Here is a 25,829-nt window from a genome sequence, read left to right as displayed (position 1 = left end):
ACCGCCCACACCAGCACCTCCGACGGCACCGGCGCACCCCACGGCGACCACTCCACCGAGGACCGCGCGGACGCCACCACCGGCACCGGCTCCCACGCCACGTCGAACAGCGCGTCCCGCACACCGCCGCCGCCGGCGGCGCGCAGCTGCTCACGCGCCACCGGACGCGTCACCAACCGGCCCACCGACAACACCGGCACACCCGACACATCCGCCACTGCCACCGACACCCCGCCTTCTCCCGACGGCGAGAGCGTCACGCGCAGCAGGGCCCCCGGCCGGCCGGAGAGTTCGACGCCGGACCACACGAAGGGCAGGCGCACCTCGTCGGAGTCCGGGTCGATGGACAGGTGGAACACCGCGTCCAGCAGCGCCGGGTGGATCCCGAAGCCATCGGTGTCCATGCTCACCGCGTCGGGCAGGGCGACCTCGGCGAACACGTCCTCGCCCCGGCGCCAGGCGGCTCGTACGCCCTGGAACAGCGGCCCGTACTCGTAACCCATGTCGGCCAGGCGTGCGTACAGGTCGTCCACGGCGACCGGGACGGCGGCACGCGGCGGCCACACCTCCGCGGCCGGGCGGGACGAACCGTCGTCGTCGGCAGCCACCAGGGTCCCCGTCGCGTGGAGCGTCCACACCTCGTCGCCCGGTGCCGCAGCCGCATCACCCCGACCGTCCGGACACGAGTGGACCGTCACGGCACGCCGCCCGTCCTCACCCGCACCCCCCACCGTCACCTGAAGCCGCACACCAGCCGCCTCACCCACCACCAAAGGCAGCTGAAGCGTCAACTCCTCAAGACGCCCACACCCCAGACGACCACCCGCCTGCAACGCCAACTCCACCAACACCGCACCCGGCACCACCACCGCACCGAACACCGCATGATCCGCCAGCCACGGCTGCTCGGCCAGCGAAAGCCGGCCCGTCCACAGCACACCCCGGTCATCGGGCAGCGACACCATCGCCCCCAGCAGCGGATGACCCGCCGCCACCAGACCCAGCCCCGCCGCGTCACCACGCCGCGCCGGGACATCCAGCCAGAACCGCTCCCGCTGGAACGCATACGTCGGCAGGTCGATGCGGCGGGCTCCCGTGCCGGCGTAGACCTGGTCCCAGTCGACGGCGAGGCCGCGCACGTACCCCTCGGCGAGCGAGGTGAGGAACCGCTCCGTGCCACCCTCGTCGCGGCGCAGGGTGCCCAGGGCGACGGCGTGGCTGACGCCGGTGTCCTCGAAGGTCTCCTGGAGGCCCACGGTCAGTACGGGGTGGGCGCTGCTCTCGACGAAGAAGCCGAACCCGTCCCTGAGGAGGGCCCTGACGGTTTCGTCGAAGCGCACCTCCTGGCGCAGGTTGGTGTACCAGTACGCGGCGTCGGCACCGGCGGTGTCGAACAGTCCGCCGGTGACCGTCGAGTAGAACGGGATCTCGCTGCTGCGCGGCCGGATGTCCGCCAGCGCACCGGTGACCTGTTCGCGGATGGTCTCCACCTGGGCGGAGTGGGAGGCGTAGTCGACGGGGATCTGCTTGGCGCGCACGCCGTCGGCCTGGCAGGCCGCGAGCAGTTCGCGCAGGGCCTCCGGCTCGCCGGAGACGACCGTGGAGGACGGGCCGTTGACGGAGGCGACGGAGATGCGGCCGTCCCACGGGGCGCAGCGCTCGCGGACCTGGTCGGCGGGGAGGGGTACGGACACCATGCCGCCGCGCCCGGACAGGCCCTCGGCGATGGCCCGGGCCCGCAGCGACACGACCTTCGCCGCGTCGGCGAGGGAGAGGGCGCCGGAGACGGTGGCGGCGGCGATCTCGCCCTGGCTGTGACCGATGACGGCGGCGGGCCGGACGCCCACCGACTGCCAGAGGGCGGCGAGGGAGACCATGACGGCCCAGAGCGCCGACTGCACCACGACCACGTCGTCCAGGGACGGGACGTGCGCACCGCCGCGGGCCTCGCCCCGGTCCTCGCCCTGGTTCTCGCCCCTGTCCTCACCATGGTCGGTGCCACGGATCACGTCGGTGACCGACCAGCCCACGTGGGGCAGCAGGGCGGCGTCGCACTCCGCGAGCCGTTCGGCGAACGCGGTCGAGGACTCCAGGAGCTCCGCGGCCATCCCGCGCCACTGCGAGCCCTGGCCGGGGAAGACGAACGCGACCCGGCCGGGTTCCTCCGGCGCCGTGCCGGTGACCGTACCGGCGGCGGGCAGGCCGTCGGCCAGGGCGGTCAGACCGGCCAGGGCTCCGGCGCGGTCGGCCGCCAGCACGACGGCACGGTGCTCGAACGCGGCGCGCGTCGCGGCCAGGGAGTGGCCGACGTCCGCGGCGGCGAGGTCGGTGCGGGCCTCCACGAAGGCGGAGAGCCGCTCGGCCTGGGCGCGCAGGGCGGCCTCGGACCGGCCGGACACCGGCCAGGGGACGACACCGGGGGCGGCGCCGGGGATGACGCCCGCGGCGGCGACGCCCGACGCCGGCGCGGTGCCGCCGGTCACGTCGGCCTCGGCCTCGTCGTGCCGGGCCTCCTCGACGATGACGTGGGCGTTGGTGCCGCTGATGCCGAAGGAGGAGATCCCCGCGCGGCGCGGGCGGCCCTCCGTGTCCCACTCCACCGCGTCGGTGAGCAGTTCCACCGCGCCCTCGCTCCAGTCCACGTGCGGGGAAGGCCGGTCCACGTGCAGGGTCCGCGGCAGCAGTCCGTGCCGCATGGCCTGCACCATCTTCATGACGCCGGCCACGCCCGCGGCGGCCTGTGCGTGCCCGATGTTGGACTTGACGGAGCCCAGCCGCAGGGGCCGGTCGGCGGGGCGGTCCTGGCCGTAGGTGGCCAGGAGCGCCTGCGCCTCGATCGGGTCGCCCAGGGTGGTGCCCGTGCCGTGGGCCTCGACCGCGTCCACCTCGGCCGCCGACAGCCCGGCGTTGGCCAGGGCTGCGCGGATCACCCGCTGCTGCGAAGGCCCGTTGGGGGCGGTGAGACCGTTGCTGGCACCGTCCTGGTTGACCGCGCTGCCCCGTACGACCGCGAGGACCGGGTGGCCGTTGCGGCGGGCGTCCGACAGGCGCTCCACCAGCAGGACACCCGCGCCCTCGGCCCATCCGGCGCCGTCCGCCGCCGCGGAGAAGGGCTTGCAGCGGCCGTCCGGAGCCATGCCGCGCTGGCGGCTGAACTCCACGAAGACCCACGGTGTGGCCATGACGGTCACACCGCCGGCGAGGGCCAGGGAGCACTCGCCGGAACGCAGCGCCTGCACCGCCAGGTGCAGGGCGACCAGGGAGGAGGAGCAGGCGGTGTCGACGGTGACGGCCGGCCCCTCCAGGCCGAAGGTGTAGGCGACGCGGCCGGAGGCGACGCTGCCCTGGGTGCTGGTGACGCCGTAGCCCTCCAGGCCCTCGGGCACGTCGGAGGCGGAGCCGTAGTCGTGGTGCATGACGCCGGTGAACACGCCCGTCGGGCTGCCCTTCAGCGTGGCCGGGTCGATCCCGGCCCGCTCGAACACCTCCCAGGACGTCTCCAGCAGCAGCCGCTGCTGCGGGTCCATCGCCAGTGCCTCACGCGGTGAGATGCCGAAGAAGGCGGGGTCGAACTCGCCCGCGTCGTGGAGGAACCCGCCCTCGCGTGCGTAGCTCTTGCCGGTCGCCGCCGGGTCGGGGTCGTACAGGTCCGCGTCCCAGCCCCGGTCGGTGGGGAACAGCGACACGGCGTCCTGTCCGGTGGCGACGAGCCGCCACAGGTCCTCCGGGGAGTTCACGCCGCCGGGGTAGCGGCATGCCATGCCGACGATCGCGATGGGCTCGTCCGCCGGGCCGCCCGGCACGGACCGCCCGCCCCCGGGCTCACCGCTCGCGAGCTCTCCGGCCGCGGCCTGGTCGCCCAGGAGTTGACCGCGCAGGAAGTCGGTGAGCGCACCGGGGGTGGGGTGGTCGAAGACGAGGGTGGCGGGCAGGCGCTGCCCGGTGGCGGCGTTCAGGCGGTTGCGCAGTTCGACCGCGGTGAGCGAGTCGAAGCCGAGGTCCTTGAACGGCCGCGCGGCGGAGACGCTTTCCGGGGTGGCGTGTCCCAGGACGGTTGCCACCTGCGCGCGCACCACGTCGAGCAGGACCCGGTTCTGCTCCTCCCGGCCGAGCCCCGCGAGCCGCTGGGCCAGGCCGCCGGCCGTGGGGGCGTCGGCCGCGGCGGCCCGGCGGGCCACGGTGCGTACCAGCCCCTGGAACAGGGGGCGCAGCATGCCGGAGCCGGCCTCCTTGCGGAGGGTCGCCATGTCGAGGCGTACGGGGACGAGGTGGGCGTCGTCCCGTGCGGTGGCCGCGTCCAGCAGGGCCAGGCCGAGGTCGGACGGCAGTGGCTGGATGCCGGCGCGCCGCATCCAGGCGAGGTCGTCCTGTTCGAGGTGCCCGAGCATGTCGCCCGAGTCGGCCCACAGGCCCCACGCGAGGGAGTGCGCGGGCAGGGCCCGGGCGCGGCGGTGCACCGCGAGGGCGTCGAGGAAGGCGTTGGCGGCGGCGTAGTTGCCCTGGCCGGGGTTGCCGAAGGTGCCCGCGACGGAGGAGAACAGGACGAACGCCGACAGGTCGTGGTCGAGGGTCAGTTCGTGCAGGTTGACGGCCGCGTCGACCTTGGGCCGCAGCACGGCGGCGAGCCGCTCGGGCGTCAGGGACGCCACCAGGCCGTCGTCGAGGACGCCCGCGGCGTGCACCACCGCGGTCAGCGGGCGGTCGGCCGGTACGGCGTCCACGACCGCGGCCAGCGCGTCGCGGTCGGCGGCGTCGCAGGCGGCGATGTCCACGTGGGCCGCGCCCAGGGCGAGGAGGTCGGCCTCCAGCCGGTCGGCGCCGGCCGCGTCACGGCCGCGGCGGCTGGTGAGCAGCAGGTGCCGTACGCCGTGCTCGGTGACCAGGTGGCGGGCGAGCAGCCCGCCCAGGGCCCCGGTGCCGCCGGTGATCAGGACCGTTCCGGTCGTGGTGGCGAGCGGCGCGGCGTCCCCGGCCGGTTCGGCGGCGGCGCGGACGAGGCGGGGGACGAGGAGGGTGCCCCGGCGCAGCGCGACCTGGGGTTCCTCCGCGGCCAGGGCCGCGGCGACGGCGCGGGCGACGCCCTGCCCGTCGGCGCCGGAGCCGGGGACGGGGGCGCGGTCAGGATCGGGGCCGGGGACGGGGACGGACCCGGTGTCGACGAGCACGAACCGGCCGGGGTTCTCCGACTGCGCCGACCGCAGCAGCCCCCACACGGGTGCGTGCGTCAGGTCGGTGACGTCCTCACCTGCCCGGGTGGACACGGCGCCCCGGGTGACGACCACGAGCCGGGAGGCGGCGGTCCGCTCGTCGGCGAGCCAGGCCCGCACCAGGGCCAGTGCCTCGGTGGTCGCCGTGCGGGCGGCGGCCGCGAGGCCGTCGCCGGCGGGTGCCGCGGGGCGGAAGGCCACCACGACCTCGGGTGCGGCTCCGTCGGCGAACAGCTCCGCCACACCGGGGGCGTGCCGGACGGTGTCGAACGGGGCGGTGCCGAGCAGGTCGGTGGGGGGTGTGCCGAGCACGGCCCAGCCGGTGGTGTCCACGGTGTCAGCGGCCGGGGGCAGCGTGGCCCAGTCGGTGCGGAACAGGGCGTTGCCGGTGGTGTCCGCGGCGCCGGTGAGCTGCCGCTGCGACACCGGCAGGAGGGTCAGCCGGTCGACCGAGGCCACCGGTGCGCCCGCGGGGTCGGTGAGGGTGACGGACACCGCGTCCGGGCCCGCGGGGGCGACCCGTACCCGCACGGACGTGGCTCCCACGGCGTGCAGGGTGACGCCGCTCCACGCGAACGGCAGGCGTACGGGGGCGTCGTCCCCCTCCTCGAACGCGCGGAGCAGCGCGGGGTGCAGGGCGGCGTCCAGGAGGGCCGGATGGATGCCGAACCGGGCGGCTTCCGGGGCCTGTTCCTCGGCGAGGGCCACCTCGGCGTGGATCTCCTCGCCCGTGCGCCAGGCGGCGCGCAGGCCCTGGAAGGCGGGGCCGTAGCCGTAGCCGCGGTGCGCGACCCGGTCGTAGAAGGAGTCCAGGTCGATGCGTTCGGCGCCGGCCGGCGGCACGGGGGCCGGTGCCGCGGTGGTCGCACCGGAGGGGGTGGGCGGTACGGAGGGGGCGGCCGCGGTCAGCACGCCGGTGGCGTGCCGCGTCCAGGGCTCGTCGATGGCGGCGGCCTCCGCGGCCTCGGGCCGTGAGTACACCGCCACGCGGGCCCGGCCGGCCGGGTCCGGCTGCTCCACCGCGACCTGGAGCTGCACGCCGCCGCGGGCGGGCAGGGTCAGCGGGGCTTCGAGGGTGAGCTCGTCCAGCCGGTCACGGCCCACCGCTTCACCGGCGCGCAGGGCCAGCTCCACGAAGGCGGCACCGGGCAGCAGCACGGTGTCCAGGGCGGCGTGGTCGGCGAGCCAGGGGTGCGTGGTCAGCGACAGCCGGCCCGTCAGCAGCAGGTCGCCGCCGGCGGCGGTGCTCACCGCGGCGCCGAGCAGCGGGTGGTCGGCGTCGCCGAGGCCGAGGCGGCGGGGGTCGCCGCTGTCGGCGGGGGTGGTCCCCAGCCAGTAGCGCTCGCGCTGGAAGGCGTACGTGGGCAGCTCGGCCGGGCGCGCGTCCGTCCCGGTGAACCAGGCCCGCCAGTCCACGCCGGGCAGGCCGCGGACGAATCCCTCGGCGAGCGAGGTGAGGAACCGGTCCGGGCCGCCCTCGCCGCGGCGCAGCGATCCGAGGGCGACCGCCTCGGTCCGCGTGTCCTCGAAGATGGCCTGCAGGCCGGTGGTGAGCACCGGGTGCGCGCTGTTCTCGACGAAGAACCGGAACCCGTCGTCCAGCAGGGTCCGTACGGTGTCCTCGAAGTTCACCGGCTGCCGGGCGTTGTCGAACCAGTACGCGGCCGTCAGTTCCCCGGTGTCCTTCCGGGCGCCGGTGACGGTGGAGTAGAACGGCACGCTGCCCCTGCCGGGGGTGATGCCGGCGAAGAGCTCCAGGATCTCCTCGCGCAGGGGGTCCACCTGCGCGCAGTGGGACGCCACCGTGGAGCCCACGATCCGGGCACGGACGTCCTGGTCGCGGCAGGCGGCGACGAACTCCTCCAGCGCCGGCACGTTGCCCGCGACCGTCACCGCGCGGGGGCCGTTGCGGCCCGCGATCACGAGCCGGCCCTCCCAGCGCTCCAGCAGCCGCTCGGTCTCACCGGCGGGCAGGGCGACCGAGGCGACCGCGCCGTTGCCGGCCAGTTCGCGGGCGAAGAGCGCGCTGCGCAGCACGATCAGCCGGGCGGCGTCGTCGAGGGTCAGCGCCCCGGCGACGTACGCGGCGGCGACCTCGCCCTGGCTGTGCCCCACGACGGCGGCGGGCCGCACGCCGGACGCCTGCCACACCGCGGCCAGCGCCACGTTCACCGCGAACAGCACCGGCTGGAGGATCTCGATGCGGTCGAGGGACGGGGCGTGCGGTGCCTCGCGCAGCACGTCGGCCACCGACCAGTCGACCAGCCGCCCGACGGCCGCGTCGACCTCCGCGAGCCGCGCGGCGAACACCGGTGAGGTGTCGAGCAGCCGTACGGCCATGCCCTGCCACTGCGAGCCCTGGCCGGGGAAGACGAACACCACCTTGCCCTGGACGTCGGCCGTGCCCGAGACCGTGCCGACCGCGGGCACGCCGTCGGCCAGCGCCGTCAGCCGGGCGGGGCCGCTGTCCGCGCCGGACGCGAGGGCCACGGCCCGGTGCTCCAGCACCGCCCGGGACGCGGCCAGCGACCAGCCGACGTCCGCGGCGGACAGCTCCGGGCGGGCCTCGGTGTACGCGGCGAGCTGTGCGGCCTGGGCCCGCAGGGCCTCCGCGGAGTGGCCGGACACCAGCCACGGCACGAGGCCGTCGGCGGCGAGGAGCGGCGTGCGGGCACCGGGGGCCGGGGCGGGGAGGGAGCCGGGGATGCCGTCGGCCGCAGCGGCGAGCGGGCTTGGGGTCGCCGGGTGGGCCTCGGCCGGGGCGGGGAGCGGGCCGGGGGTCGCCGTCCGGGACTCGGCGGGGGCCTCTTCGAGGACGAGGTGGGCGTTGGTGCCGCTGATGCCGAACGACGACACGCCGGCCCGGCGCGGCCGGCCGTCCGCCGTCCACGGCGCCGGCTCGGTCAGCAGTTCCACCCGGCCCGCGGACCAGTCGATGTGCGGCGACGGCTCGTCGACGTGCAGGGTGCGCGGCAGCAGGCCGTGCCGCAGCGCCATCACCATCTTGATCACGCCCGCCGCGCCGGCGGCCGCCTGGGTGTGCCCGATGTTCGACTTCACCGAACCGAGCCTGAGCGGACGCCCGTCGGGCCGGTCCTGCCCGTAGGTGGACAGCAGGGCCTGCGCCTCGATCGGGTCGCCCAGCGTGGTGCCGGTGCCGTGCGCCTCGACCGCGTCGACCTCCTGGGGGGTGAGGTGCGCGTCGGCGAGGGCGTCGCGGATGACACGCTGCTGCGACGGGCCGTGAGGTGCCGTCAGTCCGTTGCTGGCGCCGTCCTGGTTGACGGCGCTGCCGCGGATGACCGCGAGGACCCGGTGGCCGTTGCGCAGTGCGTCCGACAGCCGTTCCACCAGCAGGACGCCGGCGCCCTCGGCCCATCCGGTGCCGTCGGCCGCCGCGGAGAACGCCTTGCAGCGTCCGTCCGGGGACAGCGCGCCCTGGCGGCTGAGCTCGACGAACATGCCCGGCGTCGGCATGACCGTCACCCCGCCGGCGAGGGCCATGCTGCACTCGCCCGACCGCAGCGACCGTACCGCCCAGTGCAGCGCCACCAGGGACGACGAGCACGCGGTGTCCACGGTGACCGCCGGTCCCTCCAGTCCGAGGGTGTAGGCGACGCGGCCGGACGCCACGCTGATCGTGCCGCCGGTCAGCCGGTGGCCGTCGACGCCCTCGGCGCCCTCCTGGAGCTGCGGCCCGTACTCCTGGAACATCGCTCCGAAGAAGACGCCCGTCCGGCTGCCGCGCAGCGCGTGCGGGTCGATGCCGGCGCGCTCCACGGCCTCCCAGGAGGTCTCCAGCAGCACCCGCTGCTGCGGGTCCATCGCCAGGGCCTCGCGGGGCGAGATGCCGAAGAAGGCGGGGTCGAACGCGTCGGCGTCGTGGAGGAACCCGCCGTGCCGTACGTAACTGGTGCCGCGCCGCTCCAGGTGGGGGTCGTACAGGTTCTCCAGGTCCCAGCCGCGGTTGTCCGGGAAGTCGCCGATCACGTCCTGCTCGTCCACGAGCAGGTCCCACAGCTGCTCGGGGGACGTCACCCCGCCGGGGAAGCGGCAGGCCATGGCGACGATCGCGATCGGCTCGTCGGCGGAGCCCGCGGTGTGCGGCGCGGGCCGTCCGGCCGGTGCGTCGTCGGTCCCGGTGAGCAGGCGGTGCAGGTGGTCGGCGGTCGCGGCCGGCGTCGGGTGGTCGAAGAGGGCGCTGGTGGTGAGGGGGGCGCCGGTCGCCGCCTTCAGCCGGTTGCGGAGGTCGACCATGGCGACGGAGTCGAAGCCGAGGGCCTTGAACGTGCGCCGTACGTCGATGTCGTGTGGCCTGTCGTGGCCGAGGACGACGGCGACCTCCTGCCGTACGAGGTCGGCCGTCCCGTCGGGCGCGCCGGCCGGGGCCTGCGGCTCCGGGTGCGCCGCGGACTGCGCCGGGGGAAGGGGCTGCGGGCCGGAGCGCGGGTCCGGCGGGGTGTCGGCCGCCGTGGCCGCGGGGAGCCAGTGGCGCTTGCGCTGGAAGGGGTACGTCGGCAGGCCGGCCGCCTTCGGACCGTGGCCGAGGACGGCGGTCCAGTCGACGTCGACGCCGCGGGTCCACGCCTCGCCGGCCGACAGCAGGAAGCGGTCCCAGCCGCCCTCGCCGCGGCGCAGGGTGCCCACGGCCAGGGCGTGGTCGTCCGCGCCGGCCGCTTCGAGGGTCTCCTCCACCGCCGGTACGAGGACGGGGTGGGCGCTCACCTCGATGAAGCGGGTGTACCCGTCGGCCACCGCGGCACGGACGCCGTCCTCGAACCGGACGGTCTCGCGCAGGTTCCGGTACCAGTACTCGCCGTCCAGCCGGGGCTCGGTGAGCCGTGCGCCGGTCACGGCCGAGTAGAACGGCACCGGGCCGTGCGCGGGGTCGATCCCGGCGAGGGAGCGCAGCACCTCGTCGCGGACGGCCTCGACCTCGGCGCAGTGCGAGGCGTAGTCGACGGGGACCTTGCGGGCGCGCACGCCGGTGTCCGCGCAGTGGGCGAGCAGGTCGTCGAGGGCCTGCGGGTCGCCGGACACCACGGTCGACGAGGGGCCGTTGACCGCGGCGACGGACAGCCGCCCGCCGTACGGGGCGGTCAGCTCGGCGGCCGTACGGGCGTCGACCGCGACGGCCACCATGCCGCCGCGGTCGGACAGGACCTGGCGGATGGCCCGGCTGCGGAGCGCCACCACCCGCGCGCCGTCCTGCGTCGACAGCGCGCCCGCCACGACGGCCGCGGCGATCTCCCCCTGCGAGTGCCCGAGCACCGCCGCGGGACGCACGCCCACGGACCGCCAGACCTCGGCCAGGGAGACCATGACGGCCCACAGCGCCGGCTGGACGACGTCGACACGGTCGAGGAGACCGGAGCCGGAGGGGTCCCGCACCACGTCGGTCAGCGACCAGTCGGTGTACGGGGCGAGGGCCGCCTCGCACTGCGCCATGCGCGCGGCGAAGACGGGCGACGTCTCCAGCAGGGCGGCGGCCATGCCCGCCCACTGCGTCCCCTGGCCCGGGAAGACGAACACCACGCCGGGGTCGCCGCCGTCGGCCGCGGAGGTGGGGGCGCCGGGGCGGGAGGGGCCGGTCACGCCGCGGACGACGTTGCCGGCGCCGGTACGGGCGGCCAGCGCCCGCAGACCGGCCCGCAGGGCCGCTTCGTCCTCGCCGACGACGACGGCCCGGTGCTCGAACTGCGCGCGGCCGGCGGCCAGCGTGCGGGCGACGGCGGCCGCGCCGGTGCCCGGGTGCTGCCCGAGGTGGGTGTCCAGCCGCTCGGCCTGCGCGCCGAGCGCGGCCTCGTCCCGCGCGGACACCGGCCAGGGCAGCGGCCCGGCGGACGGCCCGCCGGACGGTACGGCGTCGGCGGCGGTCCCGGCCGAGACGGCCGCGGCAGTGGCGGTCCCGTCCGTGACGGTCCCGGCCGAGACGGCCGCGGCAGTGGCGGTCCCGTCCGCGGCGGTCCCGGCCGAGACGGCCGCGGCAGTGGCGGTCCCGTCCGCGGCGGTCCCGGCCGAGACGGCGGCGGCAGCACCGGCGGTGGCGGTCCCGGCGGTGGGCGGGACGGCGCCGGCATCCGCGGGGGCGGTGGCCGGGGCGTCGGTGACGATCACGTGGCAGTTGGTGCCGCCCAGGCCGAACGCGGAGACACCCGCGACGAGCCTGCCGTCCTCGTCCGGCCAGGGCCGGTGGTCACGCTGCACGGCGAGGTTGAGCTCCGCGAGCGGGATGCGGGGGTTGGCCTGCTCGTGGTTGAGCGTGGGCACCACCTCGCGGTGGCTGACGCAGGCGATGACCTTCAGCAGTCCGGCGATGCCCGCCGCCGCCTCCAGGTGACCGATGTTCGTCTTGACCGAGCCGACGCGGACGGGGGTCCCCCCGGGCCGCGCGGTGCCGAACGCCCCGCCCACGGCCGAGGCTTCCAGCGGATCGCCGACCTTGGTGCCGGTGCCGTGCAGCTCCACGTACTGGACGTCGCCCGGCCGGATGCCGGCCGCCCGGCACGCGTCGAGGAGGACCGCCTGCTGCGCGCGGGGGTCGGGGACGGTCAGGCCGTCGCCGCCGCCGTCGTTGTTGACGGCGCTGCCCCGGATGACGGCCAGGACCCGGTCGCCGTCGGCGAGGGCCTGCCGGAGGGGCTTGAGCAGGACGAAGCCGCCGCCCTCGCCGCGCGCGTACCCGTTGGCCCGCGCGTCGAAGGTGTAGCAGCGGCCGTCGGGCGACAGCGCCTCCAGGCGCTTGAGGCTGTGCGTGGCGACGTCGGAGAGGATGAGGTTGACGCCGCCGGCCAGCACGGCGTCGCACTCCCCGCGCAGGAGGCTCTGCACGCCGAGGTGGACGGCGACGAGGGACGAGGACTGGCCGGTGTCGACCACCGCGCTGGGCCCGCGCAGGCCGAGGTGGTAGGAGATCCGGTTGGCGAGGAAGCTGCGCTGGGTTCCGGTCAGGCTGTGCCGGGACACGGCACCGGCGCCCCGGCGGTGCAGCAGGGAGGCGTAGTCGTCGTTGATGGCGCCGAGGAAGACCCCGACCCTGGTGCCCCGCAGGGCGTGCGGAGAGGTTCCGCTGTGCTCCACCGCCTCCCAGCTCAGCTCCAGCGCCAGGCGCTGCTGGGGGTCCATCGCGGCCGCCTCCGCCGGCGACACCTCGAAGAAATCGGCGTCGAAGCGGTCCACCGCGTCGAGGTATCCGCCCGGCAGATCGGGGTGTCCGATGCCTTCCGTCCGCCGCGCTTCCGGGAATTCACCGACCCCTGATCGGCCGTTCTTGAGAAGCTCCCAGAACTCGCCGGGAGTGGCGGCTCCGGCGACGCGGCAGGAGTACCCCACAACCGCGATCTGCGCGCTGGTTTTCTGGTCGTCACGTCCGGCTATATCGGCAGCACTCATCGGTGATAATCCTCCAGAAAACCAGAACGCTGTGCGGCGCATGACGCATCACACACGCATCCGGATTGAATAGAATTTACCGCGATCAGGATGGATGGGGCCTAGGTGTTTTTCATGGCCCGGCGACGGGGGCGGCTCTGCCTCACCGTCGGCAGGCGGGGTGCGCGTGGCCGGGTATACGCGTCCGACCAGCATCGCCCTCGGTCGGCGATCGCCGCGGACTCACCCTTCCCCCCGTCGGACACACCCTCGACCCCTCGCCCAATAACCACTCGAATTCAGAGGAACAACGCTTCGGGGGCCGGGTGGCGACTCCTCGCCCCGGCACCCCTCAAGCAGCTACTCGCCAGTATGCCTGGGCCCGGTTTCAGTGCGGTTTCAGCACGCATTCACTGCACGTTTCTCCCGCGTCGTGCACCTTTCCGGGCATTCGTACAACGATGAACCTCTGGGCGGACAAGAGGGCGGATGATCTAGTACGGTCGATCCGCGCGGCCCTCCGGAAGGCCCGCCGAGACCTGCGTTCCACGTAAGAGCTTTTCGCCCGAAAACGTCCTCTCAGGGAAGTTCGCATGGTTCACCAGAAACGCACCATGAAACTCGGCGCCATCATCGATGGCCCGGGGTCGCACATCGCCGCCTGGCGGCACCCCTCCACGCCGGTCGACGCCCAGCTGGACTTCGCCTTCCACCTGGAGTGCGTCCGCACGCTCGAGCGCGGCACGTTCGACTGCGTCTTCGTGCCCGACGTGGTGGCCGTCTGGGGCACCGACGTGCAGCACTTCAGCCGCACGGCCCGCAACGAGCACTTCGAGCCACTGAGCCTGCTCGCCGCCTACGCCGCCGGCACCGAGCACATCGGGCTCGCCGCGACGGCGACCACCACGTACAACGAGCCGTACGACATCGCCCGCAGGTTCGCCTCCCTGGACCGCATCAGCGGCGGCCGCTCGGGGTGGAACGTGGTCACCTCCGCGGCGCCCTGGGAGTCGCGCAACTTCGGTTTCCCGGAGCACATGGAGCACGACCTGCGGTACGTGCGCGCCGAGGAGTTCATCGGCGTGACCAAGCGCCTGTGGGCGGGAGAGCCCGCCGCCCCGGCGGCCGCCCCGCCCGGGGGGTCGCCGTCGTTCTTCGACGTCAACGGGGAGCTGAACCTGCCGGAGGCGCCCCAGGGCCGGCCGGTGATCTTCCAGGCCGGCGCCTCGCCCGTCGGGCGGGAGTTCGCCGCCCGGCACGCGGAGGTGATCTTCACCCGCCACACGCGGCTGGCCGACGGCCAGGCGACGTACGCGGATCTGAAGCGACGGGTCGCCGCGCACGGCCGGGACCCGGAGCGGGTGCAGATCTGGCCGGGCGTCCAGCCCCTGGTGGCCTCCACCGAGGAGGAGGCCCGCCGGCTCATCGGCGAGCTCCACGAGCTCATCCCGGACATCGTCGCCGTCCGCGCGCTCCAGGAGCAGCTCGGCGACCTGGACCTGACGCGCTACCCCCTCGACGGGCCGGTCCCCGACATCCCGGAGTCCAACCGCTCCTCCAGCACCCGGAAGATGTGGACCGCGCTGGCCCGGCGGGAGAACCTGACCCTGCGCCAGCTCGCCCTGCGGCAGGTCGCGGACTTCTTCGCCGGCACTCCCGAGCAGGTGGCGGACCACATGGCGCGCGGGTTCACCGAGGGCGCGGCCGACGGCTGGATCGTGGACTTCCCCTACCTCCCCGCCTCGGCCGAGGCCTTCGTCGACCACGTGGTGCCGGAGCTGCGCCGGCGCGGGCTGGTGAAGGACGAGTACGCCGAGGGCACCCTGCGCGACAAGCTGGGGCTGGCCGACGCCACGGCCCCGACCCGGACGACGACTCGGAAGGCAGGTGCCGCATGACCCGGCGCGACGGCCGCATCCCCCTGTTCACCCGGCTCCTCACCGCCGCGGCCACCGGCGAGGACGGTGCGCGGTTCGCGGAGGTGCTCGGCCGCGCCCGGGAGGCCGAGGCCGCGGGCATCGACGCGCTGCTGCTGCACGACCGGCAGTCGGCCGCACCGGATCCCGCCGACGCACCGCACTTCGAGTCCGGCACGCTCACCGCCGCACTGGCGGTCGGCACCCGCGGCATCGGGCTCGTCACGACCGTCTGCACCGAGCAGGCGCTCCCCTACCACGCGGCGCGTGCCCTGGCCACGGCCGACCACCTCACCCACGGCCGGTCCGGCTGGCAGCCGTTCGCCGGGGCCGACCCGGCCGCGGCGGCCAACTACACCCACGCCGGCAGCGCCTCCGCCGCCGAACGGCGTGCCCGGGCGCAGGAGTTCACCGAGGTGCTCACGGGGCTGTGGGACAGCTTCGACGACGACGCTTTCGTCCGGGACCGCGCGTCGGCCGCGTACTTCGTCCCGGAGAAGATGCACGTGCTCGACCACAAGGGCGACCACTTCGACGTGGCCGGACCGCTGAACATCGCCCGCCCGCCGCAGGGCCACCTCCCCCTGGTCCACCGGGTGGCGGACGACGACGATCTCGCCCTGGCGGCGCGCATCGCCGACGTGGTCCTGGCCCCGGCGGACAGCGGGCCGGCGGTGCGGACCGGCGTGCGCGACCTGGCCCGCCGGGCCGGGCGCGACCCCGACACGCTCCTGGTCCTCCTCGACCGGCCCGTCGACGCCAGGCCCGGCGCGGCCGCCGAGCTCCGCGCGCTCGTCGACGCCGGCGCGGCGGACGGCTTCACGCTGCTCGCCCCGTCCGGCCCGGCCGGCGCGGCCCATGAGGCGGTGCTGGCTCTCGCGGCCGAGGTGCGCGCCGCCGAGCCCGCCGCGCCGGCGTCCCCCGCGGCCCCGACCCTGCGCGCCCGTCTGGGCCTCCCTCGCCCGGCCGGCCGCTACCGGGCCGCGCGCACCGCCGGGGCCGCCCTGGCCTGACCGGGTGACTCCGGCCCGACCGGGCGGATCGCGGCCCGTCGCGCGGGGCGCGTGCGGGCCGCGCCGGGGGCGCGCGCGGGCACCAACTCGCCGTGGGGCGGGGCACTGCGGCCACGTATAGTCGGGTGCAGACGTATTCGCCCCGCCGGCCGGAGGTTCCACGTGACCGCCTCGCCCCACTCGGACCAGGTGCACGCCGGCCAGGCCATGTACCAGCCGTACACGCTGCCCCTGTACGACTTCGTCGCCTTCAAGTTCAACTGCCGGTTCCTCTTCCGTGTGCCGGTACCGGAAGTCGTGGCCATGTTCGACCGCAACGTGTCGCCCGACCACCTGGACGTCGGCGTCGGCACCGGCTACTTCCTGGACAACTGCCGCACCGCACCGCAGCAGACCATCACCCTGGCGGACCTGAACGAGCACTCGCTGCGCCACGCGGCCCGCCGCCTGGAGCGCTTCGACGTCAAGACGGTCCGGGCCAACGCGCTGGAGCCGCTGCCGCTCCCCGAGGGGGCGTACGGCTCGGCGTCGATGAACTTCCTGCTGCACTGCGTGCCCGGCACGATCCGGGAGAAGGCCAAGGTGCTGGACAACGTCGCGGCGTGCGTCCGGCCGGGCGGACGCATCTTCGGCGCCACGGTGCTCACCCAGGGCGTACCGGTGGGGATGGCGGCCCGCGCCACGCTCGCGTTGTGGAATCGCCGCGGCGTGATGCACAACTCCCGGGACAGCCTCGACGACCTGCGCGCGGAGCTGGCCGCGCGCTTCCCCTCCCACACGCTGACCGTCCACGGCTGCACCGCCCTCTTCGAGGCCGACGTCCCCTGACGGGCGGGCCGGACCCCCTGCCGTACGGGAAACGGCACGGCCCGGCGCCCCGCTCGTGCGGGGGCCGGGCCGGGCCGTGCTCCGTGGGGCGGGCCCCCTAGGAGCGGCGCGGCACGGGGATCACGTAGCGGCTGAAGAGCAGGTCGCGCAGGACGTCGTCGCCGCCCTCCACGAGGGAGACGTAGCGCATGTCGCGCATCAGCTTGCCGATGGGCAGGTCGTGGGTGTAGCCCAGGCCGCCGAACATCTCGGAGCCCACGCTCGCCACGTCCCAGCCGGCCTGGCCGCAGAACATCTTGGCGGTCAGCGCCGACTTGAGCGTCCCCTGCCGGTGGAAGAGGGCCGCGGCGCCGGGGTCCGCCATGATCGCGTCGTACTCACGGGCGGCGCGCAGACAGTGGCTCTTCATGACGTCGATCTGCATCTCCATCTGCCCGAGCCGCTGCGCGAACACCGGGCTCTCCATGAGCACGCCGCCGCGGAAGGGCTTGTTCCTGGCGTACGTCATGCAGTGGTCGCGCACGCGCCGGGCTATCCCGATCGCGGTGGTGGCGATCAGGATGCGGCTGGCGTTCAGACCGATCTCCAGCAGCCGCAGGCCGGAGCCGTCGAGGCGGTTCGCGACGGGGACGCGGCAGCCCTTGAGGCTCACCTGGTACGTGTACGAGGCGCGCAGGCCGATGACGTCCCAGCGCTTCACGATCTCGACGCCGGGGGTGTCGCGCGGGATCAGCACGGCGTGGTACGCCTCGGGGTCCTCCGCCGAGCGGGCCACGACGACGAGGAAGTCGGCGAAGTCGGTGTTGGTGGAGAAGAACTTCTCACCGGTGACGACGAGTTCGTCCCCGTCGGTCGCGACCACGGTGCCGATCTTGCCCAGTTCGCTGCCCGCGTCCCGTTCGCTGCCCAGCGTCGCGCAGAACGAGCCCCGGGCGGCCATGGGCGCGAGGTACCGGGCCTTGAGTTCCTCGGAGCCGTACAGCTGCACCATGCTGGTGCCGAGCACGGAGATGAAGAGCGTGAAGGCCACGCCGGCGTCGCCGTAGGAGATCTCGTTGACGATCTCGACGCTGTCCTCCAGGCCGAGGCCGCGGCCGCCGAGGTCCTCCGGCAGCCACCAGTTGGCCAGTCCGGTCTCTCGGAACTTCTCGTAGACGTCCGAAGGCTTGTCCTCCAGGGCGTCCGTCTCCGTGTGGGCGCCGCCGAGGCACTCCTTGACGAACGTGCGGACGGCCTTCAGTTCTTCGGGCTTCATCTCTCCACCACTTCCAGGTCGGGCACACGGGGGCACGAGGTCCTCATTCGGAGATCGCCCGCTGTACGAGTGCCTCGATGTCGAGTCCATCGATGTCGTCGAGTGCGTCGAGTTCGCCGAGCTCGGCGTCCGGCAGGCCGGCGGCCTCGTCCTCGGCCTCCTCCGGCTCGGGGAACAGCAGTTCCCTCACCCGCTCCGCCAGTGCGGCGGGCGTCGGGTAGTTGTAGATCACCGTCGCCGGGACGTGGACGCCCGTGTCCTTCTTGACCTGGTTGCGGAACTCGACGCCGCTGAGGGAGTCGAAGCCGATCTCCTGGAACGTCATGTCGGCGTCGATGTCGTCGGCGGACGGGTACCCCAGCACCACGGCGGCGGTCTCCAGCAGCAGGGCCACCAGTTCCTCGCGCTGCTCCTCGGGCGCGAGGGCGGCCAGCCTGCGGGCCATGGCGGACTCGCCGCTCTCCTCGGCGGGGGCGGCGGCGGGCCGCCCGGGGGGCGCGGGCGCGGCAGCGGGCTGGACGAGCGTACGCAGCAGCGCCGGCACGGTCTCCTGCCGCAGTGCGCCCCGGTCGACCTGTACGGGGAGCTGGAGCCGCTCGTCCGAGGCGAGGGCGGCGTCGAACAGGGCGGCGCCCTTCTCCGCCGCCAGCGGCGCCATGCCGTGGCGCCGGAAGCGCGCCAGGTCGGCCTCGCCGAGGGTGCTGGCCATGCCGAGCTCCCACGGGCCCCAGGCCAGTGCGTGCGCGGGCAGCCCCGCCGCCGCGCGGTGCTCGGCCAGGGCGTCGAGGAAGGCGTTGGCGGCCGCGTAGTTCGCCTGGCCGGCGTTGCCTATCACGCCGACGACGGAGGAGAAGAGGACGAACGCCGACAGGTCCATGTCCTTGGTGAGCTCGTGCAGGTGCCACGCGGCGTCCACCTTGGGCGCGAACACCCGGTCGATCCCCTCCGGCGTGAGCAGCTCCACGGTGGTGTCGTCCAGCACGCCCGCCATGTGCACGACCGCGGTGAGCGGTGCTTCCCGCGGGATCCGCGCGAGCTGCTCCGCCAGTGCCCGGGCATCGGAGACGTCGCAGGCGGCGTGGGTGACGCGGGCGCCGAGTCCGGCCAGTTCCCCGGCGAGTCCGGCGGCGCCGGAGCGGCTGAGGAGCATCAGGTTGCGCACGCCGTGCTCGAGAACCAGGTGCCGGGCGAGCAGGGCGCCGAGGCCACCGGTCGCACCGGTGAGCAGAACCGTTCCGTCCGGATTCCAGGCGGGCCGCCCGGCGGCCGGGGCGGGCACCGGGACCAGCCGCGGTGCGTAGACCGTGCCCTGGCGGACGGCGAGCTGCGGCACGCTCACGTCCAGGTTCTCCAGCGCGGCCAGCGACTCCGCGGTGCCGTCGGTGTCCACGAGGACGAACTGGCCCGCGTGTTCGGCCTGCGCGGAGCGGACCAGGCCCCACACCGGCGCGAGCGCCGGATCGGGCGTCTCGCCGGGGAGGGCGGCCACGGCGTTCGTCGTCACGATGACCAGGGGGCGGTCGTGGTGCTCGCCCAGCCGCCGCTGCACCAGTTCGAGCGCCTTGTGGGCGCCGGCCCGGGCGGTCGCGGGGGCGTCGCCCCGGTCCTCCGCCTCGATGTGCACGAGGTCGGCCGGGCGGGCCGCCCGCTGCGCGTCCGGCTGCGCCGGCGACCAGCGCACCGCGAACAGCGAGTCGGCCAGGGAGGCCCTGGCCAGCTGGTCCGCCGAGGCGGGCATGAGGGCGAGGGAGCCGACGGTCAGCACGGGCGTGCCGTCGGACGCGGTGACGGACAGCGACACCTCGGTGTCGCTGATGCGGGCGGCGCGGACCCGCAGCCGGCCCGTGGCGCGTGCGTGGCAGGTGACGCCGGACCAGGAGTACGGCAGGACCGCCCGCGCCGGGTCGTCCGACACCATCAGCGCCAGGACGGGGTGCAGTGCGGCGTCGAAGAGGGCCGGGTGCACGGCGAAGCCGTCCCCGGCGTGCGGCACGTCGTCGGGCAGCTCGACCTCGCCGTGGACCTCGTCGCCGAGCCGCCACAGCGAGCGCAGGCCCCGGAAGGCGGAACCGTAGCCGTAACCCCGGCCGGCGAGGTCCGGGTAGAAGCCGGACAGGTCCACCGGTTCGGCGTCCTGCGGGGGCCACACGTCCGTCCCGGCGCCGGGGGCGGCGGACTGCGGCACGACGTGACCTGCGGCGTGCAGGGTCCAGGCTGCGGCGCCGCCGCCGGAGGCGGGGCGGGAGTGGACGCCGACGGGGCGCCGGCCCGACGGTTCGGCCTCACCGACGACGACCTGCACCTGCACCGCGCCGCCGCTGAAGGTCAGCGGTGCGTGCAGGGTCAGTTCCTCGACGGCGCGGCAGCCGGTGTCCTCGGCGGCGCGCAGCGCCATCTCCACCACGGCGGCGCCGGGGAAGACGGTGGTGCCGAAGATGGTGTGGTCCTCCAGCCAGGGCCGGCTCGCGAGGTCGATCCTCCCGCTGAACACCACCTGGTCGCCGGCGGCGAGGTGGGTGGCGGCGGCCAGGAAGGGGTGCCCGACCGTTTCCAGCCCGGCGCTCGTGACGTCGGCGTGCGGCTCGGCCTGCTGGGCCCAGTAGCGCTGGTGGTCGAAGGCGTAGGTGGGCAGATCGACGGGCCGGCCGGCGACGCCGACGGCGTCGAGGTAGGCGCGCCAGTCGACCGGGACACCGGCGACGTGCAGGCGGGCCAGGGCCTCGGCCGCCGAGCGCCGCTCCGAACGGCCCTTGCGGGCGAGGGGGATCGCCGTCACGCCGGCGTCGCTGAGGATCTCGGAGGTCATGCCGGACAGCACGCCGTCCGGCCCGACCTCGACCAGCACCTCGGCCCCGGCCTTGACGGCGGCGGCGGCCCCGTCGGCGAAGCGCACGGCGTCGCGCACGTGGCGCACCCAGTACCCGGGCTGCTCCAGCTCGCCGGGTCCGGCGACGGCGCCGGTCACGTTGGACACGACCGCGAGGCGCGCGGGCGCGTAGGCGACCGACTCGGCGACGCGCCGGAAGTCGTCGAGCATGGGGTCCATGAGCGGCGAGTGGAAGGCGTGCGAGACACGCAGCCGGGTCGTCTTCCGCCCCTGGGCGGCCAGGGCCGCGGCGACCTCGGTGACGACGTCCTCCACGCCGGAGACGACGACGGCGGCGGGGCCGTTGACGGCGGCGACGGAGACGCTGTCCTCGTGGCCGGCCAGGGCGGCCCGGACGTCGTCCTCGCTCGCCTGTACGGCCACCATGGCCCCGCCGCGCGGCAGCGCGCCCATCAGGCGTCCGCGAGCGGCGACCAGACGGGCCGCGTCGGCCAGCGAGAACACACCGGCGACGTGGGCGGCGGCCAGTTCGCCGATGGAGTGCCCGACGAGCACCGCGGGTTCGATCCCGAGGGACACCAGGAGCCGGTAGGCGGCCACTTCGAAGGCGAACAGCGCGGGCTGCGTCATCGCGGTGCCGTCGAGCAGCGCGGCGGCCTCGGAGCCGGGTCCGGCCGAGACGACGTCGTCGATGCGGTGCTCCAGCAGCGGGTCGAGGGCGTCGCAGACCTCGCGCCAGGCGTCGGCGAAGACGGGGAAGGTGTCGACGAGTTCGCGGCTCATGCCGAGGCGCTGGCTGCCCTGCCCGGAGAACAGGACGCCGACGGCGGGCGGCGTCGCGGCGTGGCCGGTGACGACACCGGCGTCGCGCCGTCCCTGGGCCAGGGCGTCGAGCCCGGCGAGCAGTTCCTCCCGGTCCGAGCCGATGATCACGGCACGGTGGTCCAGGGACGCGCGCCGGGTGGCCAGGGAGACGGCGACGTCGGCCGGGTGCGGGGCGGTGCCGGCGGCGAGTGCGGCGCCGAGCTTGCGGGCCTGTCCGGCGAGCGCCTTGGCACTGTGCGCCGACACGGTCCAGACCGTGTCGCCGCGGGGCGGTCCGGCCACGGGTCCGTCCGACGGGCCGTCCGGGACGGCGGACCCGACCCGGTCGCCCTGCTCGATGATCACGTGGGCGTTGGTGCCGCTGATGCCGAACGAGGAGACGCCGGCGCGCCGGGGGCGGTCCGCTTCCTCCCAGTCACGCTGCTCGGCCAGCAGCCGTACGGCGCCGGAGGACCAGTCGACGCGGCTCGACGGCTGCTCCGCGTGCAGGGTCCTGGGCAGCACCCCCGCGCGCATCGCCATGATCATCTTGATGACGCCCGCGACGCCCGCGGCGGCCTGGGTGTGTCCGATGTTGGACTTCAGCGACCCCAGCCACAGCGGTTCCTCGCGGTCGCGGCCGTAGACGGACAGCAGCGCCTGCGCCTCGATCGGGTCACCGAGGCTGGTGCCGGTGCCGTGTGCCTCCACCGCGTCGACCTCGGCCGGGGACAGGCCGGCCGCGGCGAGGGCCTGGCGGATCACCCGTTCCTGGGAGGGGCCGTTGGGCGCGGTGAGGCCGTTGCTCTCGCCGTCCTGGTTGATGGCGCTGCCGCGCAGGACGGCCAGGACGCGGTGGCCGTTGCGGCGCGCGTCGGACAGCCGCTCCAGTACCAGCACGCCGACGCCCTCGGACCAGCCGGTGCCGTCGGCGGCGTCGGAGAACGCCTTGCAGCGGCCGTCGGCGGCCAGTCCGCCCTGCCGGGCGAACTCGACGAACATGCCGGGGGTGGACATCACGGTGACGCCGCCCGCCAGGGCGAGGGAGCAGTCACCGGACCGCAGCGACTGGGCGGCCAGGTGCACGGCGACCAGGGAGGAGGAGCAGGCGGTGTCGACGGTGACGGCCGGTCCCTCCAGCCCGAGGGAGTAGGCGATCCGGCCGGACACCACGCTCCCGGAGCCGCCGGTCAGGGCGTGGCCCGCGAGGTTGCCGGAGACGTCCTGCAGGCGCGGCAGGTAGTCCTGGGCCATGGCGCCCATGAACACCGCGGTGTTGCTGCGGCGCAGCCGGGCCGGGTCCTGGCCGGCGCTCTCCAGTGCCTCCCAGACGGCCTCCAGGGCGAGGCGCTGCTGCGGGTCCATGGCGAGGGCCTCGCGCGGGCTGATCCGGAAGAAGCCGGCGTCGAAGTCGGCCGCGCCGTCCAGGAAGCCTCCGGCGGGGACGAAGTCCGCGTCGGCGCCGACCTGCCAGCCGCGGTCCGCGGGGAAGCCGGTGATCGCGTCGGCCCCGTCGGCGACGAGGCGCCACAGGTCCTCGGGGGTGGTGACGCCGCCGGGGAGCCGGCAGCTCATGCCGACGATCGCGATCGGCTCGTCGCCGGCGGGGACGGCGGCGGCGTCCGCAGCGGCGTGCTCGCGGTCCGCTCCCCCGGTGAACCGCTCGCGCAGGTGGCGCACCACGGCGGCGGGGGTCGGGTGGTCGTAGACCAGCGAGGCGGGCGTCTCCAGGCCGGTCGCGGCGTTGAGCCGGTCGCGCAGCTGCACCGCGGTCACGGAGTCGAAGCCGAGCTCCTTGAAGGTGTTGTCCGCTCCGATCCGCGTGGTGTCGGCGTGGCCGAGCAGCACCGCCGCCTCTCCGCGGACCAGCGTCCACAGGTCCTGCTCGGACATCCCGCCGGCGGCGGGCGCGGCCTCGGGCGGCGCGGTGGCGCCGGCGGTGGTGGCCGGCCGCGGGACGGGCGCGGCGGCGGTCCCGTCGATCCAGTGGGTCTCGCGCTGGAAGGCGTAGGGGGGCAGCGGTACGCGCCGGGCGCCGGGGAAGCAGCCGCGCCAGTCCAGGTCGACGCCGCGGCTGTGGAGTTCGGCCATGGACAGCAGCAGGCGGTGCGTCTCGTCCTCGTTGCGGCGCAGCGTGGGCTGGACGACGGCGGAGCCGACGGTGCCCGCGATGTGCATCGTCAGCACCGGGTGCGGGCTGACCTCGACGAACACGCCGTAGCCGTCGGCGGCCAGTGCCTCCACGGTGGCGGCGAAGCGCACCGGCTCGCGCAGGTTCCGGTACCAGTACTCGGCGTCCAGGGTGGCCGGGTCGACCCGCCCGGCGACGACGGTGGAGTAGAACGCCACCCCGGTGTCGGTGGTCGCGGCGCCCGCCACACCGGCGAGCACCTCGTCCCGGACCGATTCCACGTGGTCGCAGTGGGAGGCGTAGTCGACGGGGACGATCCGTGCGCGGATGTCCCTGGCCCGGCAGTCGGCGACGGCGGCGCGGACGCCGTCGGGGTCGCCGGAGATCACCACGGTGCCGGGGGAGTTGACCGCGGCGACCGCGACCCGGGAGCGGTCGACCTGGTCGGCGGGCAGGTCCAGGACGGCCATCAGGCCGCGCCCGGAGAGCTTTTCGGTGATGATGCGCGCGCGGGCGACGATCAGCCGCACGCCGTCGGCGAGGGTGAGGATGCCCGCGGCGGTCGCGGCGGCGATCTCGCCCTGGGAGTGGCCGATGACCGCGTCCGGCTCCACGCCCGACGAGCGCCACACCTCGGCCAGGGAGACCATGACCGCGAACAGCGCGGGCTGTACGACGTCCATGCGGGTGAGGGCGTCCTCGTCGCCGAGCACCTCCCGCAGCGACCAGCCGGCGTATTGCTCGAGCAGGGCCTGGCACTCCTCCATGCGGGCGGCGAACACCTCGTTCGTCTCCCACAGGCCGCGGGCCATGCCGGTCCAGTGCGCGCCCTGGCCGGAGAAGACCCAGACGACGCGGCCGCCCTCGGCGGCGGTGCCGGTGACGGCCCGCGCCGACGGCCTGCCCTCGGCCAGCGCGGCCAGTCCGTCGAGGAGTTCGTCGCGGTCGGCGGCGAGTACGACGCCCCGGCTCTTCAGCGGGGACCTGGTGGTCGCGGTGGACCAGCCGACGTCCCCGGGGCGCAGCGCGGTGTCGTCGCGCACCCAGTCGTGCAGCTGCCGGGCCTGCGCCCGCAGCGCCTGCGGGGTGCGGGCGGAGACCAGCACCGGGACGGGTGTGCCGGGCGCGGTGGCGGCGTCCGGGCCCGGTGCGGCCGGGGTCCTCCCGGCGAGGGCGGCGGCGGGAGCGGGTTGCGGAGCCGTCAGGGCCTCGGGGGCGGCGACGACGAGGTGGCAGTTGGTGCCGCCGATGCCGAAGGAGCTGACCCCGGCCAGCCGGGGGCCGTCGGGCCACGGCGCGGCGGAGTCGTTGACCCGCAGCTTCCACTGCTCCAGGGGGATGTCCGGGTTCGGGGTCTCGTAGTGGAGGCTCGCCGGCAGCACCCCGTGGCGTACGGAGAGGGCGGCCTTGATCAGTCCGACGACGCCCGCGGCCGCGTCGAGGTGGCCGATGTTGGTCTTCACGGACCCGACGAGCAGCGGCTGCCCGGCGTCACGGCCTTCGCCGAAGACCTCGGCCAGGGCGCTCGCCTCGACGGGGTCGCCCGCACGGGTGCCGGTGCCGTGCAGTTCGACGTACCGCACCTGCGCGGGGGTCACCCCGGCGTCGCGGTACGCCGCGCGGAGCAGCGCGCTCTGCGCCTCGGCGTTGGGTACGGTCAGCGCGCCGGGGCCGTCGTGGTTGACGGCGCCGCCGAGCAGGACGCAGTACACGTCGTCGCCGTCGGCGACCGCGTCGGCCAGGCGCTTGAGGACCACGACGCCGGCGCCCTCGCCGCGGACGAAGCCGTTGGCGCGGGCGTCGAAGGTGTGGCTGCGGCAGTCGGGCGACAGGGCCCCGGCGCGGGCGAAGGCGATGGTGCTCTCCGGCACCAGGTTCAGGTGGACGCCGCCGGCCAGGGCCAGGCGCGCGGCTCCCGAGCGCAGGCTTTCGCAGGCCATGTGGACGGCGACGAGGGAGGAGGACTGCGCGGTGTCCACGGTCAGGCTCGGTCCGTGCAGGCCCAGTTGGTGCGAGACCCGGTTGGCGATGAGGCCCCGGCTCAGCCCGGCGACGGAGTGGTGGGACAGCGCGTCCGCGCCGTGCCGGTGCACCAGGGAGGCGTAGTCGTCGCCGGTGGCGCCCAGGAACACGGCGGTGGCGCTGCCGCGCAGCCCCTCCGGTGCGAGGGAGGCGTCCTCCACGGCCTGCCAGCTCAGTTCGAGCACCATGCGCTGGCGCGGGTCCATCACCGCGGCCTCGCGCGGGGAGATCCCGAAGAAGCCGGCGTCGAAGTCGCCGACGCGGTCGACGAAACCGCCCCGGGGGTGGCGCGCCAGCTCGGGGATGTCCGTGGGCCACCGGTCGGCGGGCGCGTCCGTGATCGCGTCCCCGCCCTCCCTCAGCAGCTTCCAGAAGGCGCGCACGTCCTCGGCGCCCGGAACCCGGCACGACATTCCGATGACGGCGACGGCATTCTGACCCACCCCGGTGAAATC

At 75.2% G+C, this 25,829-nt stretch carries 6 protein-coding genes; 3 read left to right on the top strand and 3 right to left on the bottom strand.

Annotated elements, in window-relative coordinates:
• The coding region (locus ACIA79_RS32980; RefSeq protein ID WP_399432105.1) for a type I polyketide synthase at positions 1–12,599 on the bottom strand (12,599 nt) is incomplete at its 3' end.
• Between the two features lie 572 nt (positions 12,600–13,171).
• On the opposite strand from ACIA79_RS32980, the gene ACIA79_RS32975 reads away from it, so the two are divergent.
• From ACIA79_RS32975 to ACIA79_RS32965, 3 genes are all read left to right on the top strand, one after another.
• Positions 13,172–14,476, top strand: a complete 1,305-nt coding sequence (locus ACIA79_RS32975) for an LLM class flavin-dependent oxidoreductase (RefSeq protein ID WP_399432104.1) — start codon at positions 13,172–13,174, stop codon at positions 14,474–14,476.
• Complete coding sequence (locus tag ACIA79_RS32970; protein WP_399432103.1) at positions 14,473–15,507, top strand: LLM class flavin-dependent oxidoreductase; 1,035 nt, start codon at positions 14,473–14,475, stop codon at positions 15,505–15,507. The genes ACIA79_RS32975 and ACIA79_RS32970 overlap by 4 nt, the downstream gene beginning before the upstream one ends.
• Positions 15,508–15,669: 162 nt before the next feature.
• Positions 15,670–16,335, top strand: coding sequence for a class I SAM-dependent methyltransferase (locus ACIA79_RS32965; protein WP_399432102.1), 666 nt, complete (start codon positions 15,670–15,672; stop codon positions 16,333–16,335).
• 97 nt (positions 16,336–16,432) lie between these two features.
• Here ACIA79_RS32965 and ACIA79_RS32960 read toward each other — a convergent pair whose 3' ends face one another.
• Entirely contained in the window at positions 16,433–17,590 is a 1,158-nt protein-coding gene (locus ACIA79_RS32960; protein WP_399432101.1) for an acyl-CoA dehydrogenase family protein, read from the bottom strand.
• A 43-nt stretch (positions 17,591–17,633) separates the two neighbouring features.
• Positions 17,634–25,817 carry a type I polyketide synthase gene (locus ACIA79_RS32955; RefSeq protein ID WP_399432100.1) on the bottom strand — a complete coding sequence of 2,728 codons (8,184 nt, stop codon included), beginning with the start codon at positions 25,815–25,817 and terminating at the stop codon, positions 17,634–17,636.
• Positions 25,818–25,829 lie beyond the last annotated feature (12 nt).

The organism is Streptomyces sp. NPDC051310 (assembly GCF_044455245.1).
Taxonomy (GTDB): domain Bacteria; phylum Actinomycetota; class Actinomycetes; order Streptomycetales; family Streptomycetaceae; genus Streptomyces.
The sequence above is the reverse complement of the archived record's forward strand: the minus strand, read 5'-3'. Positions and strand labels throughout refer to the sequence as shown.